Below are 19113 nucleotides of genomic sequence, written 5' to 3'. Positions count from 1 at the left end.
GACGTGATATAGTCCGGCCACACCAGCGAAATCCAACGGATTTCAGCACGACCGCAGACAGAATTAAGGATTGCAACCTTGCCTCGTTCGGCTTACGCGAAACATCTGATTGCCGTTTGCGGCCTGGCTTTTATGCTGGCTGCCTGTTCCAGTACCAAAGAACCGGAATATATCGAAAGACCGGTGGCGGAACTTTACAATACCGCCCAGAATTTGCTGGACCAGAAGGAATACCAGAAAGCAGCCAAAGCCTTTGACGAGGTGGAACGCCAGCATCCCTATTCCGTATGGGCCACCAAGGCGACCCTGATGTCGGCCTATTCCTATTATCAGGACAACAAATATGACGACGCGATCAGCGCGCTGGATCGTTTTATTTCGTTGCACCCTGCCAATGCCGACGCCGCCTATGCCTATTATCTGAAAGCCCTGTCCTATTACGAACAGATTTCGGACGTACGCCGCGATCAAAAAATGACCGAAAATGCCATGCAAAGTCTGGATGACGTTATTCGTCGTTTTCCTGACAGCAAATATGCCCGCGACGCCAAGCTGAAAAAAGACCTGACCGTTGACCATATGGCAGGCAAGGAAATGAGCGTAGGCCGCTATTATCAGGATCGCGGTGACTATTTACCGGCCATCAACCGGTTTAAAAAAGTCGTTACCGACTACCAGACAACAACCCATGTGCCCGAAGCGCTGTCCCGTTTGACCGAATGTTATCTGGCACTTGGCCTGACCGGCGAAGCCAAAAAAACCGCATCGGTTCTTGGCTATAACTTCCCGGGCAGCGAATGGTACAAGGATTCGTACGATCTGGTGCTGGACAAGAAAACCGGTGACGATGCCGATGAAAGCTGGTGGGATGCCACCACGGGCGCAATTTCCGGCCTGTTCTAAACAGTTTCACGGTTTTTAACGACGAAAACAGTTAATTTTCACAGCCCTGCACACATATTTTGTGCGCAGGGCTTGCAAGCGCGTCAATGTTTCGGCACTGTGCATTTGACGCTATGTTCTCGTCCTGTTCTGCGTCTCGTTGAAACAACGCCAGTATGCCAACATGCTTCGACGCCTTAGCATTCGCAATGTTGTCCTGATCGATAAACTGGACCTGGATTTCCATGAAGGGCTAAGTGTTCTGACCGGGGAAACAGGTGCGGGCAAGTCGATCCTGCTTGATTCTTTGGGGCTGGCCCTGGGCGCACGTGCCGATAGCGGCCTTGTTCGCCATGGCAATGACAAGGCAAGTGTGACCGCAACCTTCACCCTGCCAGCCGGGCACCCGGTATTTGGCCTGTTGCATCAGCAAGATATCGACATCGAAGATGACGACCTGGTGGTTCGGCGTGTTGTGACCGCCGATGGCCGCTCGCGCGCCTATATCAATGACCAGTCGGTTTCGATTGGGGTGTTGCGCGATGTTGGCAATTTTTGCGTTGAAATTCAGGGCCAGTTTGACCAGCACGGTTTGCTGGACCCGACCACACACCGCGCCACCCTTGATGCCCATGGCAACCTATCACAAGCTGCCCTTAAGGTGCGCGATCACTGGCGCAACTGGCGCGCGACCCAAAAAGAACTGGCAAGCGCACAGGCCCGCATCACCAAGGCCCGCGAAGAAGAAGAATGGCTGCGCCACGCGGTAGACGAGCTTGAAAAACTGGCCCCGCAGGAAGGCGAAGAAGAACAACTGGCCGAAGAACGCCAGTTTCTGATGCATGGTGAAAAGCTGGTTGCGGCCCTGGGCGATGCCGAAAACGATTTATCGCGCGGCAAAGGGGCGGAAAGTGCCATTCGCTCGGCCCAGCGCCATTTGGAACGCGAACTGGAAAAGGCCGAAGGCCGGTTTGAGCCAATTATCGAGGCACTGGACCGTGCCGCCATCGAACTCGAAGAAGCGATGCGCGCCATATCCGCAGCCCAGGCCGATTTGAACCTTGATTCCGGCCATCAGGAAAGTGTCGAGGAACGTTTGTTTGCCCTGCGTGCTGCCGCGCGCAAATACAATGTCCCCGCCGATGGCCTGCATTCCCTGATGAAAGATTTCCGCCGCCAGATCGAACAACTGGAATTTGGTGAACAGGAACTCGACCGGTTAAAACAGGCAGGTGAAAAATACCGCCAGTCCTATATCGAGGCCGCGCAAAAACTGCATGAGGCCCGCAAAAAGGCCGCTGCCAAAATGGACGGTGCGATCAATGCGGAACTGCCACCTTTGCGCATGGACAAAGCCCGCTTCATTACCGACATCGTCGCCCTTGAAGAAAACGAATGGGGTGCAGACGGCCTTGACCGGGTGCAATTCACGGTTTCCACCAACCCTGGAAGCCCGGCAGGGCCACTTAACAAAATTGCATCGGGTGGCGAATTATCGCGCTTTTTGCTGGCGTTAAAGGTGGTTCTGGCGCGTGTTTCGGCCGTGCCCAGCCTGGTATTTGACGAAGTGGACAGCGGTGTCGGTGGGGCCACGGCGGCGGCCATTGGTGAACGGTTGCATTTGCTGGCACAGGAACGGCAAATTCTGGTGATCACCCACAGCCCGCAGGTGGCCGCCCGCGGGCGCACCCACCTTAACATCGCCAAACGCGAAGATAGCGGCAGCATGGTGACGCGGGTAAATGAACTGGTACAGGATGCACGGCGCGAAGAAATCGCCCGCATGCTGGCCGGCCATTCCATTACCGCCGAAGCCCGCGCCGCCGCCGACAGCTTGCTGGGCCTGCCTGCCTGATAACGGCAAGCCTGACCGGGGCCGGTGCTTGCCCCGATCAGGCCTGTACCCACATTTGTCAGCAGGGCTTAAAAACCGGGAACTACCCCTCGCCAGAAACGCCCCGGTATTTTAAAAGAGCTGATCCAACGGCCCGCAATCTGGAACGGAAAAACACGACATGAGCGCCGATAAAACAGCGTCCGAAACCGCACAAGGCACCGCAGCCCAAACCGGCAGCAGCACCGGCATTTTGCCCGACATGCCGGAAACCAGCGGCGAAGCCCGCCGCCAGCATGCCGAAATTGCCGAAAACATCCGGTCCTTTAACGAGGCCTATTATATTAATGACGAACCGCTGGTGCCCGATGCCGAATATGACGCGCTGTTTAGCCGCCTGATCGCGCTTGAAAGCCGGTACCCGACCCTGAAAAAAAACAGCCCGACGCAGGAAGTGGGCGCAACCCCGGCCGAGGGATTTGCCAAGGTCAAACATGCCCGCCCCATGCTGTCGCTGGCCAATGCTTTTTCACGCGACGATATTGTTGATTTTCTGGCCCGTATTCGCCGGTTTCTAAGCCTGACGGCACATAGCCCGGTTGAACTGGTGGGCGAACCGAAAATTGATGGCTTGTCGCTGTCGCTGCGCTATGAAAACCGCCAACTGATCAGTGCCGCCACCCGCGGGGATGGGACCGAAGGCGAAGATGTTACCGCCAATGTCGCCCATATTGGCGATATCCCGCGCATTTTGCCCGAGGATGCGCCCGAAGCCGTGGTCGAAATTCGCGGCGAAGTTTATATGTCGCGCTCTGATTTTCAAAAACTGAACGCAACCCAAAGCGAAGCCGGCAACAAAACCTTTGCCAACCCGCGCAATGCCGCCGCCGGGTCGTTGCGCCAGCTGGACCCCACAATTAGTGCCAAGCGCCCGTTACGCTTTTTTGCCTATAGCTTTGGCGAACTATCCGAAAGCCTGGCCGACACACACTGGAACTTTATTGAAAAGATCAAGGGCTGGGGCTTTGTCACCAATCCCTTTACCCGGATGCTGCATGATGCCGATGAAATTATGGCATTCTACGAAGAACTGGGGAACCAGCGGCCCGACCTTGATTACGACATTGACGGCATTGTTTACAAAATCAACGATTTTGAACTGCAACTGCGCCTGGGTTTTGTCAGCCGGTCGCCACGTTGGGCGATTGCGCATAAATTTCCGGCGGAAAAGGCCAAAACCCGCCTGAATGCCATTGAAATTCAGGTTGGCCGCACAGGCGCACTTACCCCGGTTGCCCATCTTGAACCGGTAACCGTGGGCGGGGTTGTGGTATCGCGCGCCACCTTGCATAACCGTGACGAAATTGAACGGCTGGGCGTGCGCGTTGGCGATTTGGTGACCGTGCAGCGCGCGGGCGATGTCATACCGCAAATTCTGGGTTATGTGCCCGAAGAACGGCCCAATGATAGCGTCGAATTTCAGTTCCCCGATACCTGCCCCAAATGTGGCAGCCATGCCATGCGTGAAGAGGGCGAAGTTGTTACCCGGTGCAGCGGCGGGCTGGTCTGCCCGGCGCAGGCAGTTGAACGCCTGAAACATTTTGTGTCACGCAATGCCTTTGACATCGAAGGCATGGGCGGCAAACATATCGAGGCCTTTCATGACCTGGGCTGGGTAAAACAACCGGGCGACATTTTTCGCCTGCAAGACGATCACGGCGAAGAACTGGCCAAACGTGAAGGCTGGGGGCCAAAATCGGCGGAAAAGCTGTTTGCCAGTATTGAAGAACGCCGCACCATCGGGCTTGATCGTTTTATTTACGCGCTGGGTATTCGCCAGATTGGTCAGGCAACGGCAAAATTGCTGGCCCGGCATTATGGCTCCATCACGGCCTGGCGCCAGGCCATGCTTGATGCCCAAACCGCCGATAGCGATGCGCTGCGCGAACTGATCAATATTGACCAGATCGGCCCCGGTGTTGCCCATGACTTGCTGGAATTTGCTGCCGAAAGCCATAACCGCGATGTGTTGGATGATTTGCAGTCGGAGCTAACCATTACCGATGTCGAAGCCCCGGCAAATGTAGACAGCCCGGTGAGCGGCAAAACCGTGGTCTTTACCGGCAAGCTGGAGCTATTTTCACGGAATGAAGCCAAGGTTAAGGCCGAAAGCCTGGGGGCGAAAGTTGCCGGGTCAGTTTCAGCAAAAACCGATTACCTGGTTGCAGGACCGGGTGCGGGTTCCAAACTAAAGAAGGCAGAGGAAGCCGGTGTTACGGTTTTGGACGAACAGGGCTGGCTTGATCTGATTGCCACGTGAAATAATGATCGGGCATCTCATAGCGATTAAAGGAAAACGACCATGGAAGATTTAACCCGTTTTTTTCACCGCTATGGCGATGCCCATCTAAAGCTGACCGCTGACACGCTGGAACCGTTTTTTCATATCCCCTGCCTGATCAACGATCTGGGCGGGGTTCATGCCATCGCCAATACCAATGATCTCGCTGCATATCACGCCCCGTTTCTGGCTGAACTAAAACAGGCCCGTCTGGCAATGTGCAAGGCAATGCTGATTGAACAGCATTCAGCCCTGCCCGGTGGCGCGCGGGCCGTCGTTTCCTTTCGCTTTGGCAACCAGGATAACGACCTGATTTTTGATTGCGATTATGCCTTTGCCCTGCTGCGCGTAGATCAGAACTGGAAAATTGTTTTCGCCCAACTCGGCGAAATTCGTTACAGCGACCTATATTAAGATAACAGCTTATCGCCAGTTCCGGGGCCCTCACCATCCGCTTCTGGCCCCGGCAACCATTTGGCAGCGCTATCGATACCACCATTATTTGCCGCGAACCAGGAACGCCGCCATGCCCACAGGCACCCAAAACCCCACCCGTAGCAATACCAGGCCGCCCTTAAAACACGCCTGGTCGTTTGGGCCACGTGCGCGCCATGCCGCAATGATGGTCGGCGGAATTGTGATGGCAACGTCATTAATGCTGCCATCGCTTCGCGCCCAGGCAGACGAGCATTTTGGTCCGCTGTCGGGCAAACCCCGGGCGGTTGATGGCGATACGCTGGAATTTGGTTTCAAGCGGGTGGATTTATATGGCGCGGATAGTCTGGAGCGTTTTCAGAAATGCGTGATTGCCGGACAAAGCACGGCCTGTGGTGCAGATGCCTGGCAGGCAATTACCAACCTGATCGACAAAACACCCGTGCGCTGCGAAATGAAGGCAATGAACCGCTATAAACGCAACATGGCGGTATGTCGCAATGCCAATGGCGCCGATATCGGCCAGCAACTGATCACGATGGGCTGGGCCGTGGCACGCACAGACGAAGTTCCCGCCTATGCCGCCGCCGAACAGGCGGCCAAAGCCGCCCGGCGTGGGGCCTGGGCCGGTAAATTTATTGATCCGTTAAAATGGCGGCGCGGGGAACGCCTGCCCGAACATGCCATCAGCATTTATTAAACCTGGGCAGCCCGGTAATTCGCATGGTAATTGCAGGGACTTCCCCGCAATTACCACATCCCCGTAATGCCCCCTCATTTCGGGGTTTCAGCCAATATTCGGTGCGCACACCTGTTTCGTTGGCCGTGCGGCAATATTTAAACCGCACGCGTTGGTTATTACGCCGCGGGCCCCTGAAACGGGCGCGCCAGCAAACGGCCCAGCCCGGCCATGGTCACTTTGTTTTTAAGCGATGCCACGCCAACCATCACCACGGCAAAACCGGCCAATTGTGTGGGGCTAAGGGTTTCGCCCAAAAACAGCCAGGCCGCAAAAAATGTAAGGGCGGGGCCGGAAAGCGAAATTAAGGATGCCTGCGTTGCGCCAATGCGACGAATGCCTTCAAACAGCAGGAAAAACGGGATGACGGTGCAAAAAATGGAAATGCCCGTGGTCCACAAAATGCCGCTCAGGCTCAGATGCAGTGGCTTTTCGACGGACAGTTCGTAAAGCACCATTGATATGCCCGCGACCGTGTTGATCAATGCCGAAAAATGCATTGATCCGATAACATTGATTTTACGCTGGCTAAAATACAGATAACAGGCATAGGTCAAAGCTGATGCAAACGACCAGAAGACCCCCTGCCACATATGATCCGACACCAGCGTAACCCCGTTGGGTGCCACCACCAAAATCAGCCCGCAATAGGTAATCAGAAAACATAATATCTGGCGCAACGGTGGAAACCGCCAGCGATGCAGGGCTTCCAATATCATTACAATGGCGGGAAAGCTGAATAGAACAATCCGCGATACCGTGACATCAATGATGGAAACAGCGGTAAAATCACACAGGGACGCGGCAAAAAACAACCCGCCATAGGCAGCCCCCCAAATCATATCCGCCGGGCGGATGGCGCGTTCACCGGGGCGGTTTTTGCCAAACATCCACACACCAAACCAGAAGAACGGCATGGCGATTAAAAACCGTAGCAATAACAGGCCGTCCACCGTCATGCCGGTGGCATAAACAAACTTTGCCAAAAGGCCTTTCATTGCCAGCGCACAGGTTGCCAGCAACACCAGCACAAGCGCCGAACGCGCCACCTTTGCTTTTGCTGCCTCGGCCTCATGGTGTGCGCGGGCCGCGTTTTGTTCATCTGTGGCGGTGGTATCGACTTGCGTGGCCGACGATACAGAAACATCACTGGCAGGCGTTTTACCTGTCAATGTGGATGATGTAGGGGTCATGGGGGCTCCGATCTCTCTCTATTCTTATCGTACGCTGCCACAGACATTATTCAATTCGAATAAAATGTTAGCAGATATCAGTTTTGTTGATAACATAACCCCGGTCCCATTTCTGTCATGACAAGTCGCATATCATGGACATCAAACAGCTTCGCAGTTTTATTCACATTGCTGAACTGGGCAGCCTGTCACGCGCGGCTGACCGGTTAAACCTGTCGCAACCGGCCCTTAGCCGCCAATTGAACCTGCTGGAAGAAAACCTGAATACCCAATTGCTGGAACGCACCGGGCGCGGTGTAAAACTGACCGAAGCCGGGCGGATCCTTGCGGAACGGGCACGGGTTATTCTGGGGGACCTTGCCCGGCTGGAAGCCGATTTAAGCGAGCGGCGCGACCATGTGACGGGGCATGTTAATATCGGCCTGCCGCCCAGTGCCGGCATTGTCATTACCGGCGCGCTGGTAGAGGCCGTCCGCGAACGTTACCCCGAACTAAGCCTGTCGATTGCCGAAGATTTAACCGGTGACATTCAGGAAGGTCTGCTATCCGGGCGGCTTGATGTGGGGGCATTACACGACGGCATGATTTCGCGCAGCCTGCATTCCGAACCATTATGGCGCGAGGACCTGTTTTTAATTTCGCACCCGTCACAGGTGCCTGAAAATGCCAGCGAAATAGCCTTTGAGGACGTGGTACGCCTGCCGTTAATCATGCCTACCCCCAAACACGGCCTGCGCGCCAAAATGCAGGAAGCCGCCTTTCGCGCCGGTCGGCCCCTGATGCCGGTGGTCGAGGCCGATGCCCTGCGTGTCCTGGTTGATCTGGTTCATCGCGGGCTGGGGCATACGGTACTGCCCAGATCCTCGCTGGTGGCCGAACTTTCGACTGGTCGTTTGAAAGCCCGGCGTATTGTGCAGCCCGGCATGGCGCGAACTGTCATGTTATCGTGGCTACAAGACCGCCCGCTAAGTGCCGGGGCCAAAGCCGTGATTGATACCCTGCGCGAACTGGCCGGAACCGTGCCGATGGGCGATTGATCTGGATAAAACAAAACCGGCATCCCTCGCAGGAATGCCGGTTTTATCATTAGTTCCAAGCGATGATCAGGCGTCAGCCGAGGAATCGGACGAACGTTTCCACAGGTTCAACCCGCCATCGGTGGCGTATTTGTCAATTTCCACCAGTTCTTCGGTGCTGAAATCAAGGTTGTTTAGTGCATCAAGGCTGTTATCAAGCTGTTGCACATGGCGTGCGCCAATCAATGCCGATGTAATTTCGGGGCGACGCAAAACCCAGGCAATCGCCATTTGTGCCAGGGTTTGACCGCGACGCTGGGCAATATCGTTAAGCGCCTTCACACGTACGATATTATCGTCCGTCAGCATGGATGACTGAAACGATCCCCCTTCGGCCGCACGGGAATTTTCCGGCACACCGTTAAGGTATTTATTGGTCAAAAGCCCCTGTGCCATTGGCGAAAAGGCAATACAGCCAATGCCCAGTTCGGACAGGGTATCAAGCAGCCCTTCTTCCTCGACCCAGCGATTAAGCATTGAATAGCTGGGCTGATGAATGACGCAGGGCGTGCCAAGGTCTTGCAAAATTGCCTGTGCCTTGCGGGTCATTTCCGCCGAATAGGACGAAATACCAACATAAAGCGCCTTGCCCTGCCGTACGACCTGATCAAGCGCGCTCATGGTTTCATAAAGCGGGGTATCGGGGTCTACCCGGTGGGAATAGAAAATATCGACATAATCCAGCCCCATCCGCTTCAGGCTTTGATCCAGGCTGGAAATCAGATATTTGCGTGATCCCCATTCACCATAGGGGCCAGGCCACATGCGATAGCCCGCCTTGGTCGAAATGATCAGTTCGTCACGGTGGGCGCGCAAATCCTGATCCATGATCCGGCCAAAGTTTTCCTCGGCCGAACCGGGGGGCGGACCATAGTTGTTGGCAAGGTCAAAATGCGTTACCCCGCGATCAAAGGCCCGGCGCACCATGGCACGCTGGGTTTCGTAAACATCAACCCCGCCAAAATTGTGCCAAAGCCCAAGGGTGATTTGCGGCAATTGCAGGCCGCTATGACCTGACCGACGATAGGCCATCTGGTCGTAGCGCGATGCGTCCGGCATCCAGTCCGATGACATGTTTTTCCTCCTGATGATTTTCTATCGGGATACACCCAAAATTTGAATCGATCCAATGCCGCGAAGGATACGTTATTTTCACCTGCCCTGTCAGGTCAGAAATCCGGAAACTGTACCCGCCATGATGGTTTTCAAATAAATTCCCTTTGTCTTATCAAGCACCTTGCCCACAAAATACCGAATGATGGACATTTACGGCCAGCCGCCATGTTCGATAAATTGCTTTCAATAGGCGGCTTTGGCCAATATCGGTGTATATGCGCCTGAACGGGTATGAACGGGGACCGACAGATGAAGGCAAGCATTCGCGGACTGGAGCTGTTTCGCTCGATCATGCTGACAGGATCAATCAGCAAATCATCGGTTGAACTTGCCATTTCACAACCCACCGCCAGCGGCCTTTTGAAACGGTTAGAAGATTCCATCGGGCTGATCCTGTTTGAGCGCAGCGCCTTTGGCCTGTCCCCCACCCCCGAGGCCATCAAACTGTTGCCCGAGGTCGACAGGATGTTTCAGCATCTGGATCATGTGCAAACAAAAATCGTCAATATCGCCGAAGGAGATTCCGCCTTTCTGTCGGTTCAGTCCCTGCCGTCGATGTCGCAACATTTTGTCGCCCCGACCATTAAACTGTTATGCGAGCATTTCCCCAAGGCCACGGTTTCAATCCATTCCGGGCAATCATCGCAGGTCGTAAACAGCATTCGTATGGGGGCATTTGATGTCGGGTTTGTGTATGGTGCGCGTGAAAATTCAACGCTGGAATATATCCCGCTTAAAAAAATAAAATTTGAATGCGTGGTTCGTGCCGATCATCGGCTGGCACAGGAATCCCGCGTTGAGCCCGAAGACCTGCGCGATGAAAACCTGATCCTTAACCGGTCGGGTACCTATTTGCGCAATGCCCTTAACCGCGCACTTCGTCAGCACGATATTCCGGTATCACCAAAGGTCGAAACCGGCACATTACAGGCCTATGACCTGATCAATTCGGGCATTGGCATTGGTATTCTTGATACCTCGCTTTTATCAGATAACCATTACCCCGACCTGATCGCTGTACCGACCTTTATGAATATCGAGGTGGAAGCCTGCGCCATTTTCAACAAGGCCACACCCTTGTCACGGATCGCACACCAGTACCTGACAATCGTTCAGGACTTTTTTAACGCCGCCCCCAAAACCGGATAAACCTGATCTGCGCCCAAACGCAAAACGACCCGGCAAAACCGGGTCGCTGCATAAATTATCGTGATTTGCTGAAAAAACTAGTCGGCGACGCCGGCAATTTCTTTCAGGCGGGTCATCACTTCCTTGCCCACCAACGGTTCGCCCAGTTCTTTCCAGACCGGCTTCATCTTGCTCACCCACTGAGCATGCTGCGCATCATCAAGGGTATGAATTTCAACACCTTTCTGGCGCATGAACTCGACATCGTCGCTGTTCATTTTCAGGCCGTTTTCAATGTTCCACTCGGTGGCCGCTTTCAGGGCATCGGAAATGCCGGTCCGTACATCGTCGGGCAAGCCATCCCACCAGCTTTTGCTGGTGCCAACCATGTAGTACGAATACATGTGGTTGGTCAGGGTCAAATGATCGATCATTTCGTACATGCCAGACCCCTTCCACGCATTCGGGGTGACTTCGGCACCATCGATCACGCCGGTCTGAAGGGCCGTCGGGGCTTCACCCCAGTTCACGCTAACCGGGTTGGCATCCACGGCAGCAAAGGTTTTGACATAAACCGGCGCCGACTGAACACGAATTTTCATACCGGCAATATCAGCCGGGGTCAGCACTGCCTTGGTTCCGGTGTAGCCCAGAACACGCGGACCATTGATCCAGAAGGCAACCGGTTCCACGTTTTTGGCTTCAAGGGCGGGCACAAACATATGACGGATGGTTTCGTCCTTCATCGCGGCCGAAAATTTTTCCGGCGTGTCGAGCAAGAACGGCAGATTAAAGGCATTCATGCCTTTGGCCAGGCTGGCATAAGTGCCGGTGGTCGGCGCGATAAAGTTGACTGCATTTAACTGTACGCCCTGCACCTGGTCGCTTTGGTCAAACAGGGTGCTGGAATGGTGCAGTTCAACAACCACCTTGTCGCCAAGGCGATTTTTAATTTCTTCGGCAAATTTTTCAAAAGTCTGCCCCTTCAGACTGACCTTTGCCGAATCATCGGACATAACAATTTTAATCGGTGCAGCCTGCGCCACTGTTGCCCCAAAGGCCACCCCGGCCATCAGAACACCAGCAAGCGTCAAACGCAGTTTTCCGGTATATTTCATCGGTTTTCTCCACTGTTTATCATTTTGGTCATCACGCCATTCCGTCCCCGGAAATCGTGCGCATCACTTCATCAAAGCCGGCAGGTAAAGCGAAATTTGTGGTACGAAAGTTACAAGCATCAGCGCTGTAATCGTCGCGAAGATCCATGGCAGGGCAGCCCGGAAAACATTCAGGACGGACATGCCCGATATGCTGCTTGCAACAAAAAGGTTCATGCCAACAGGCGGGGTAATAAGACCCAGTTCGATATTCACGACCATGATGATGGCAAAGTGAACCGGATCGATGCCAAGCGAGCGTGCGGCAGGTTCCAGCAAGGGGGCAAAGATCAGGATGGTGGGCACGCCTTCAAGGAAGAACCCGACAACCACCAGCAAGACATTCACACACAGCAGGAATTCAACCGGCGACAACCCGGCATCAAGAACAAACTGCGCCAGTTGGGAAGGCACCCCGATTTTGGTAATGAAATAGCCAAACATCAGGGCATTGGCGGTCACCCAAAAGATCATGCCAACGCGCGGAACCGTATTGGCAACGACGCCAAATACATCGCGTATTTTAAGTTCGCGATAAATCAGCATGCCAATCACAACGGCCAGGGCAATGGCCACCAGGGCGGCTTCGGTCGGGGTGAAAATGGCACCACCGCTAAACTGCATGCCAAACAGATCAAACCCGGGGAAGCCATAAATACCCACGATAATAACTATGGGTAACAACAGTGCCGGAAAGCTGACACGAATGGCCCGCCCCATATCGCCAACAGCGGCACGTTCGCGTACCTGCACCCCTTCGCGCACGGCAAGGAAACGCGCGGTCAACAGCAGCAATGCGCCGTAAATTACCCCCGGTACGATACCCGCCAAAAACAGTTTGGGGATCGACGTTTCAGTAACAAAGCCATACAGGATCAACGGAATACTGGGCGGCAACAGAATACCAATTGAGCCTGACGTGCAAATTGCCCCAATCGAAAACCGCTTGGAATAACCTTCTTTAAGCAAGGCGGGATACAGAATATTGCCCACCGCCGCTACGGTTGCCGGGCTGGAGCCGGAGATAGCGGCAAAGAAAATGCAGGTCAAAACAGTTGCCATGCCCAACCCGGCCTTGAAATGCCCCAGCAGAGCACGGGCCAGATCCACCAGGCGTTTCACCAACCCGCCATTTTCCATCAATGCGGCTGCCAAAAAGAAAAACGGCACCGCCATCAGGGTGAAATGTTCAAGATTGGTCAGAAGTTTCTGACCAACAATGCCGGTCGGGATCGGTGAAAAAATCAGCGACGACACCACAGCCGCCCCACCCAGTGCCACAGCAATCGGCGCACCGATAATGATAAGGGCAAAGAAAACAATAGCTAAAAATGCAACAGTCATTTGCCCTGCCCTTTTTCTGCGGCCAGTTTGGCAAGATATGTTTCTTCGGGTTTTAATGCGCCAATGTCTTTACCCAGTTTGATCAGCAGCATCAGATAACGCAGGCTGAAAAACACCATGGTGATCGGCACAACCAGGAAAAAATACAGTTCCGGAAGATCGGTTTCCTGATTAACCGCACCAATCATGGATAAAAAACGGGCATAAAAAATGCTGTCATAGGCATAATACAGGCACAGCGCCAATGTCGCGCCATAAGCCAGAATGTTCAGCACTGCCCGGACTTTCGGCCCGACAGTCATCGCCAGCAGATCAACGCGGGGATGAAACCCTTCACGTACCGCCCGACTGGCGCCAAACAACATGGCCCATACCAGCGAAATCACCAGCGCAGTTTCCAGCCAGTGAATGCCGGAATTAAAAACATAGCGCAGAATAATTTGCAGAAGGCCCATGCAGACCCCAAGCAGGGTCAGGCCGACCATCATCACCTTTTCAAACCCGCACAACAAAAGGTCAAGTCGCCGGATCATTATGTTTCACTCCCAAACATTTTTGTTTTCCCCTTTTCGCCTACGCGGCCATCTCGTTTGACGGTGTCCACAGCATGCTTAAACCGGAAAGACTGGTTAGGGTTTCCATTGCCATAATGGCATCATGCAAACGGGCCGATGCCTCAGTTGATAGTACCCGGGCCGCACAATCGTCGTATTTGGCACGGATCAATTCGCGCGGTGCCGGTTCATCGGCATGGCGTCCAAACGGGCGATCCAGTCGTTTGTTAAGCTGGCGACCATCGCGCAATGTCACATCAACTTCGCTCAGGTAATTACCCGGTCGGGTTAATGACAGATCATTATGCGGGGCCGCATGTACACGGCCCATCAATTCCCGGGCAACCGGGTCATTATACGCCTTGGCATCAAAACTGGCGAAACTCAGCCCACCTTCCAGCAAAGCCCGGGCCGCGCAATATTGCACACTGAATTTGGCATCAAGGCTGTTGCGCAATTCGGGGCGATTAACATGGGTTAAACGCAGCGGATGAATGCGGGTATCAATTTTCGCGATGTCACTTGCACCAAACCCATACTGTTTTTGCAGTAAGAACAGGGCGTCGACCGTGGCATGGGTGCTGTCGCAACAGGGATAAAGCTTAATGCCAATTCCCGGCTCGACAATATCAAGCGGGTTGGCCCAGTCTTTGGTTATCAGATCAGCCTGATAATTACCTTTGCCATTATAGACGTTCAAAAACCCCTGTTTGGCTTCAAGCACATCAAGGCTGGCGGTAAACCCGTTTTGGGCAAGCTTTGCCGCCATCAGGCCGTGACGCGCAGCATGACCAACATGATAGGGTTTGGCCATGGTGCCAAAATTGGCCTTGACGCCACTGGCCAAACTGGCGCAAAGCGCCAGGGCAAGGGCGGTCTGATCGCGATCAAGCCCCAGCAATTTGGCCGATGCCGCAGCAGCACCAAACACCCCCATGGTCGCGGTTGGGTGCCAGCCCAGATCATAGTGATGAAAATTAACGGCACGTGCCATACGGGTTTCAGTTTCAAAACCGGCAATAAAGGCCACCATAAAATCAATACCGGAAACCGGCTGACTTTCGGCAATCGCAAACAGGGCGGGTAAAACCGGGGCCGAAGGATGCCCGCCCATGGCGATATTTACATCATCAAAATCAAGCGCATGAGAGGCCGCACCATTGATCAGCGCGGCGCACAGAATATCGAGTTTTTCCGTCCGCCCAACCAGCGAAACCTGCCCTGGCGTTGCCAGCCCTTCGGTTTGCAACATGGTTTCAACCACGGGCTCGTGGGTACCGGCAAGGGTACATCCCACCGTATCGAGGATAACGGTTTTGGCATTTGCAATCGCAACAGGCGTTAAATCGTCTTTTCCCAGCGCAAAAATGCGCCCGGCAAGGTCCGTAATCAATGTCATTCTTTTCTTCCGAAATCCGGGTGCTAGCGCCAGTAAAGCCGTGCAGGATTATCAACCAGCATGGCATTAACGATTGCGGGATCACCCGCCCATTGTGCGACAAGGTTCAAGGCCCGGCCGTTATCTTCGGGCCGGAAATATTCAATTTTATCGGGTGAACGTACCGTTCCTGGCGCGGGCATGGTGTGCGGCCAGTCGCTTCCCCACAACATACGGTCGGGACGTGCGGCAAACAGGGCTTCCACAAAGGGCTGCGCATCGCCATAGCCATCTGCCGTTGAAACCCGATACAGGGCTGAAAGCTTTAAATAAACATGGTCGCAAGCCAGCAAGTCACACAGCTGGGCAAAACCGGGCTGGGCCGTATCACCCGCCGCATCCAGACAGCACATATGATCAAGCACCAGTGTCACCGGCAGGGCGGCAAGCTGGTCAGCCAGCAAGGCGATATTGGCCAGTGTCGTAAAGACCTGAATATGCCAACCCAGATGGGCGACGCGTTTGACCGCATGATCCAGTTGGGCCGCAATGCTTTTGGCATCAACATCACCGTGAGTGCGCAAATTAAGGCGAATGCCGCGCACACCGGCATCGTGCATTCGGACCAGATCATCCTCTGAAAAACTGTCATCAATAACGGCTACGGCACGGGCACGGTCTTGCCCCAGCCGGGCAACGCCATCAAGGATGCACCTGTTATCGGTGCCATAGGGGCTGGCCTGAACCAGCACCGCACGGCGAAACGATAATTGTACCAAATGATGTTTCAACGCGGCAACCGGGGCGTGGTCCGGGGTATAAACCCGGTTTGCCGACAACGGAAACCTGTCCGCATCAAATATGTGAACATGGCAATCACATGCGTTTTCCGGCATGGCAAAAGCTGGCGCCTGATAAGTCTGGGTCATATTACACTCGGGCGTTCCTGTTCCTCCGGCCATTGCCGAAGGGCTGATAAACTTCCCTGCCATTCCGCTAAAAGTCTGACCGGTGCCCATCGGGGTAAACCGCAAGCATTCAGTACCGTTCAACCCCCTGCGGCAGGCAGGTGTTTCAGGTTAAGTTGTTGGAACAAGTATCCGTCAAATTTTGCAGCTTTTTCAAATCGGTTTTCCTGTGACCCATACAAAATTTTTCGATACCCCGGCAGCATCAATAAAAAATATTATTTATCAATATCTTATAGAAATTAAATACGATTGGATAGTTTGGCGATACCTTTAAAACGGCATATGGTTTAGCATCACACGATGCACCGATATGGCAATGGTAAAACCGCTAACAGGATGCTTTCGGCCATGCCTTAGCTTAACAACATCGTCCCCACGGGGCCTTGGCACCACCATATTTGACATGCTGAAACGATTTCGGGACCGCAAGGGTATAGTCCCTGCAGTCCCGATAAAAATTTGGCCTGGCAGCCGTAATAAAGGGGAACCGTCGTTAGCGCGTCAGCGGTGCAGTTGCCTTTTGCAACCACGTGCGATGGGTTTCATCAAGCTCATCGGCATAAAGGGCATAAACCTGGGCGTGATAATCATTCAGCCATTGCAGTTCACCGTCATCTAGCAGGCCGGCATCAATCAAACGGCGTTCAATCGGTGAAAATGTCAGGGTTTCAAAGCCCAGCATTGGCAATTCCGCCCCCGCCGGGGCGTCAATTTCGCGCACCGCAATCAGGTTTTCAATGCGAATGCCATATTCGCCTTCCTTGTAATATCCCGGCTCGTTCGAGACGACCATGCCCGGTTTTAAGGCAATTTTGTTCGGTCCCTTGGAAATGCGCTGCGGACCTTCATGCACCCCAAGGTAACTGCCGACCCCGTGTCCGGTGCCGTGGTCAAAATCCAGCCCGACATCCCACAGGGGTTTACGCGCCAGGGTATCCAGTTGCTGGCCGGTCGTACCCGCGGGGAATTTGGCCGTTGCCAGCGCAATATGCCCCTTTAAAACGCGGGTAAACCGGTCACGCATTTCATCGCTGGGCGTGCCGATAATGGTGGTACGGGTAATGTCGGTGGTGCCATCAATATATTGCCCGCCCGAATCAATCAGGAAAATTTCACCAGGTTGCAATTTGCGATTGGTTTCCGGGATGCAGCGATAATGGCAGATTGCCCCGTTGGGGCCACTTCCGGGAATGGTGGTAAAGCTGCTATCACGAAACAGCGGATCTTCCTCGCGCAGCGACAACAACTTGTCAGCCGCCCGCATTTCATCAAGGGTGCCATCGGCCGCAGCCTTTTCCAGCCAGGCGAAATAGCGAATGATTTTTTCACCATCACGCTTGTGCGCCTTGCGCGAACCTTCCAGTTCAACGTCGTTTTTAATCGCCTTGGGAATGGCAATCGGGTCGCGGCCCACGCGCACGGTTGCCCCGGCTTCGCCAAGTTGCACCCGCAGCCAGTCCGACGCGGTTGCTTCATCCAACCGGACCGACCCGTTGCCAAGCCCGCGCAAGGCATCGGCCAGTTCGCCGGGATGGCGCAGGGTGGCGTCACCTGCAATCCAGTCGCGGGTGTCGGCGGCAAATTTGCGTTCGTCAGCAAACAGGTCAACATTGCCGTTTTGATCAATAATGGCATAGCCGAGCATCAGCGGCGTTTGCGGTACATCACCGCCGCGAATGTTTAACAACCAGGCAATGCTATCGGGGGCAGAAATAACCGCGGCCTCGCATTCCAGCGTTTCCAGGGCCCTGGCAATGGCAGCACGTTTATCGGCACTGCTTTGCCCGGCATGTTCCAGCAGATGCGGGCGTGCCGGGGCCAACGGCTGGGCGGGTTGTTTTTGCCACAGGGCGTCAATCGGGTTCGGGTCAATTGCCACCAGTTCCGCCCCGGCACTTTCGCAGGCTTCGCGCAATTGCTCGGCATGGGCAACGGTATGAAGCCACGGATCATAAGCCAGTTTCTGCCCGGCTTCGATATGATCGTAAATCCAGCCGACAGCGGGTTCATTGACCAGATGGCGATATTCGTAAATATCGTTGCTTACCTGCTGGCGCACCTGAATGGTATAGCGCCCGTCGACAAAAATCGCGGCCTTGTCGCGCATGACAACAGCCGCCCCCGCCGACCCGGTAAAGCCGGTCAGCCATGCCAGACGTTCGGCACGGGCGGGCACATATTCGCCCTGATGTTCATCAGCACGCGGCACGATAAAACCGTCAACACCTTTGGCCGCCAGATATTTGCGCAAATCGTCAATCCGGGTTTTGGCGTCAAACCCGTCGGCGGCATTGCAAAATGCGCCCTTGCGTTCGTCGCGCAAGTCAAGCAGCGCCTCCTTTGTGTCTGGCGACAGGTTTTTCCCTACCAGATCAAACCAGTCCGCACGGGTGGCACCATTGGCCGCAGCCAACACCCCGTCTACCAGATCAATAACCGAAGTAAGATCCTTTTCGACGCCATCATTTTTTAACAAGGCAGCCAGATGCGCATCGCCCGAATAGGTCATGAAATTTCCTCTTACAAGATCCGGAATGGGGACAGGGTGGTGAAACAGCGCGAGATTACGGGTTTTTGCCTATTATATACAAGTCTGAATTCAGGGGCTTTTCCAGGCAAAATGATCTCTCATGCGGATCAGGTATGAAAGCCCTGCGCACTTCGCAATACAAAAGTTAACAGTTTTTAACTATGACATGTTCATGACAAAAAGATGACCCGTCGGGCCGTCAATTTGCAGGAGACAATCAACGGTGGTCCGTTTTCCATTTACTGCGCAAAGTGTTGCCCAGTCTCGTCGTCGCCAGACAGCCTATGATGGCCTTGAGCGCCTTTCCTTACAGGAACGCATCGCGCTCGGTTTTGATACAGGCAGTGCCCCGTCTGGTGATGTTATGATACAGGCATATGATGGCGATCTCGCCAACAGCATGACCGCAGATCGGGACTGACAGGACCTTCCCGC

Annotated in this window: 16 protein-coding genes; 8 read left to right on the top strand and 8 right to left on the bottom strand. The window is 54.2% G+C overall.

Features of this window, described 5'->3' with window-relative positions; all coding sequences use genetic code 11:
• The first annotated feature begins 78 nt into the window (after positions 1 to 78).
• From J4E05_RS14595 to J4E05_RS14575, 5 genes are all read left to right on the top strand, one after another.
• On the top strand, positions 79 to 903 hold the full coding sequence (locus J4E05_RS14595) for an outer membrane protein assembly factor BamD (RefSeq protein WP_085587900.1): 825 nt from the start codon (positions 79 to 81) through the stop codon (positions 901 to 903).
• A gap of 163 nt (positions 904 to 1066) precedes the next feature.
• Complete coding sequence (gene recN / locus J4E05_RS14590; RefSeq protein WP_349596853.1) at positions 1067 to 2737, top strand: DNA repair protein RecN; 1671 nt, start codon at positions 1067 to 1069, stop codon at positions 2735 to 2737.
• Between the two features lie 229 nt (positions 2738 to 2966).
• The gene (gene ligA / locus J4E05_RS14585; protein WP_503012348.1) at positions 2967 to 5036 is read left to right on the top strand and encodes an NAD-dependent DNA ligase LigA; all 2070 of its coding nucleotides are present in this window, start codon (positions 2967 to 2969) and stop codon (positions 5034 to 5036) included.
• Between the two features lie 42 nt (positions 5037 to 5078).
• Entirely contained in the window at positions 5079 to 5471 is a 393-nt protein-coding gene (locus J4E05_RS14580; protein ID WP_349596848.1) for a hypothetical protein, read from the top strand.
• Between the two features lie 112 nt (positions 5472 to 5583).
• Positions 5584 to 6192, top strand: coding sequence for a thermonuclease family protein (locus J4E05_RS14575; RefSeq protein ID WP_349596846.1), 609 nt, complete (start codon positions 5584 to 5586; stop codon positions 6190 to 6192).
• 158 nt (positions 6193 to 6350) lie between these two features.
• On the opposite strand, the gene J4E05_RS14570 is transcribed toward J4E05_RS14575, so the two are convergent.
• Positions 6351 to 7424: a DMT family transporter gene (locus J4E05_RS14570; RefSeq protein WP_349596843.1), complete on the bottom strand. Its 1074-nt coding sequence runs from the start codon at positions 7422 to 7424 to the stop codon at positions 6351 to 6353.
• Positions 7425 to 7558: 134 nt separating this feature from the next.
• Here J4E05_RS14570 and J4E05_RS14565 point away from each other — a divergent pair, with 134 nt between their 5' ends.
• Complete coding sequence (locus J4E05_RS14565) at positions 7559 to 8461, top strand: LysR family transcriptional regulator (RefSeq protein WP_085587907.1); 903 nt, start codon at positions 7559 to 7561, stop codon at positions 8459 to 8461.
• 66 nt (positions 8462 to 8527) lie between these two features.
• Here the strand turns inward: J4E05_RS14565 and mgrA are convergent, their stop codons facing one another.
• The gene (mgrA, locus tag J4E05_RS14560) at positions 8528 to 9574 is read right to left on the bottom strand and encodes an L-glyceraldehyde 3-phosphate reductase (RefSeq protein WP_349596839.1); all 1047 of its coding nucleotides are present in this window, start codon (positions 9572 to 9574) and stop codon (positions 8528 to 8530) included.
• Between the two features lie 291 nt (positions 9575 to 9865).
• Between mgrA and J4E05_RS14555 the strand changes: the two genes are divergently transcribed.
• Positions 9866 to 10765, top strand: coding sequence for a LysR family transcriptional regulator (locus J4E05_RS14555; RefSeq protein ID WP_168184812.1), 900 nt, complete (start codon positions 9866 to 9868; stop codon positions 10763 to 10765).
• Positions 10766 to 10842: 77 nt separating this feature from the next.
• Here the strand turns inward: J4E05_RS14555 and J4E05_RS14550 are convergent, their stop codons facing one another.
• The 6 genes from J4E05_RS14550 to J4E05_RS14525 form a co-directional block, all read right to left on the bottom strand.
• A complete protein-coding gene (locus J4E05_RS14550) occupies positions 10843 to 11862 on the bottom strand; it encodes a TRAP transporter substrate-binding protein (RefSeq protein WP_085587913.1) in 1020 nt (339 codons plus the stop codon).
• Between the two features lie 63 nt (positions 11863 to 11925).
• Positions 11926 to 13245, bottom strand: coding sequence for a TRAP transporter large permease (locus J4E05_RS14545; RefSeq protein WP_349596836.1), 1320 nt, complete (start codon positions 13243 to 13245; stop codon positions 11926 to 11928).
• Complete coding sequence (locus J4E05_RS14540; RefSeq protein ID WP_085587917.1) at positions 13242 to 13778, bottom strand: TRAP transporter small permease; 537 nt, start codon at positions 13776 to 13778, stop codon at positions 13242 to 13244. The genes J4E05_RS14545 and J4E05_RS14540 overlap by 4 nt, the downstream gene beginning before the upstream one ends.
• Before the next feature lie 40 nt (positions 13779 to 13818).
• Positions 13819 to 15198: an MmgE/PrpD family protein gene (locus J4E05_RS14535; RefSeq protein WP_349596833.1), complete on the bottom strand. Its 1380-nt coding sequence runs from the start codon at positions 15196 to 15198 to the stop codon at positions 13819 to 13821.
• 23 nt (positions 15199 to 15221) lie between these two features.
• Positions 15222 to 16106 carry an amidohydrolase family protein gene (locus J4E05_RS14530; RefSeq protein ID WP_349596830.1) on the bottom strand — a complete coding sequence of 295 codons (885 nt, stop codon included), beginning with the start codon at positions 16104 to 16106 and terminating at the stop codon, positions 15222 to 15224.
• 535 nt (positions 16107 to 16641) lie between these two features.
• Positions 16642 to 18657, bottom strand: coding sequence for an aminopeptidase P family protein (locus tag J4E05_RS14525; protein ID WP_349596827.1), 2016 nt, complete (start codon positions 18655 to 18657; stop codon positions 16642 to 16644).
• A 244-nt stretch (positions 18658 to 18901) separates the two neighbouring features.
• Between J4E05_RS14525 and J4E05_RS14520 the strand changes: the two genes are divergently transcribed.
• Positions 18902 to 19099 (top strand): hypothetical protein, encoded by a 198-nt coding sequence (locus tag J4E05_RS14520; RefSeq protein ID WP_349596824.1) that lies wholly within the window; start codon positions 18902 to 18904, stop codon positions 19097 to 19099.
• The last annotated feature ends 14 nt before the right edge of the window (positions 19100 to 19113 follow it).

It is taken from the genome of Thalassospira sp. NFXS8 (assembly GCF_040148805.1).
GTDB lineage: Bacteria > Pseudomonadota > Alphaproteobacteria > Rhodospirillales > Thalassospiraceae > Thalassospira.
This window is presented reverse-complemented; position numbering and strand designations above follow the sequence as displayed.

Coding starts and splice junctions, on each gene's coding strand:
- J4E05_RS14575 (WP_349596846.1), top strand. CDS start 5,584: ATGCCCACAGGCACCCAAAACCCCACCCGTAGCAATACCAGGCCGCCC.
- J4E05_RS14530 (WP_349596830.1), bottom strand. CDS start 16,106: ATGACCCAGACTTATCAGGCGCCAGCTTTTGCCATGCCGGAAAACGCA.
- mgrA (WP_349596839.1), bottom strand. CDS start 9,574: ATGTCATCGGACTGGATGCCGGACGCATCGCGCTACGACCAGATGGCC.
- J4E05_RS14525 (WP_349596827.1), bottom strand. CDS start 18,657: ATGACCTATTCGGGCGATGCGCATCTGGCTGCCTTGTTAAAAAATGAT.
- J4E05_RS14550 (WP_085587913.1), bottom strand. CDS start 11,862: ATGAAATATACCGGAAAACTGCGTTTGACGCTTGCTGGTGTTCTGATG.
- J4E05_RS14580 (WP_349596848.1), top strand. CDS start 5,079: ATGGAAGATTTAACCCGTTTTTTTCACCGCTATGGCGATGCCCATCTA.
- recN (WP_349596853.1), top strand. CDS start 1,067: ATGCTTCGACGCCTTAGCATTCGCAATGTTGTCCTGATCGATAAACTG.
- J4E05_RS14535 (WP_349596833.1), bottom strand. CDS start 15,198: ATGACATTGATTACGGACCTTGCCGGGCGCATTTTTGCGCTGGGAAAA.
- J4E05_RS14540 (WP_085587917.1), bottom strand. CDS start 13,778: ATGATCCGGCGACTTGACCTTTTGTTGTGCGGGTTTGAAAAGGTGATG.
- J4E05_RS14565 (WP_085587907.1), top strand. CDS start 7,559: ATGGACATCAAACAGCTTCGCAGTTTTATTCACATTGCTGAACTGGGC.
- J4E05_RS14570 (WP_349596843.1), bottom strand. CDS start 7,424: ATGACCCCTACATCATCCACATTGACAGGTAAAACGCCTGCCAGTGAT.
- J4E05_RS14545 (WP_349596836.1), bottom strand. CDS start 13,245: ATGACTGTTGCATTTTTAGCTATTGTTTTCTTTGCCCTTATCATTATC.
- J4E05_RS14555 (WP_168184812.1), top strand. CDS start 9,866: ATGAAGGCAAGCATTCGCGGACTGGAGCTGTTTCGCTCGATCATGCTG.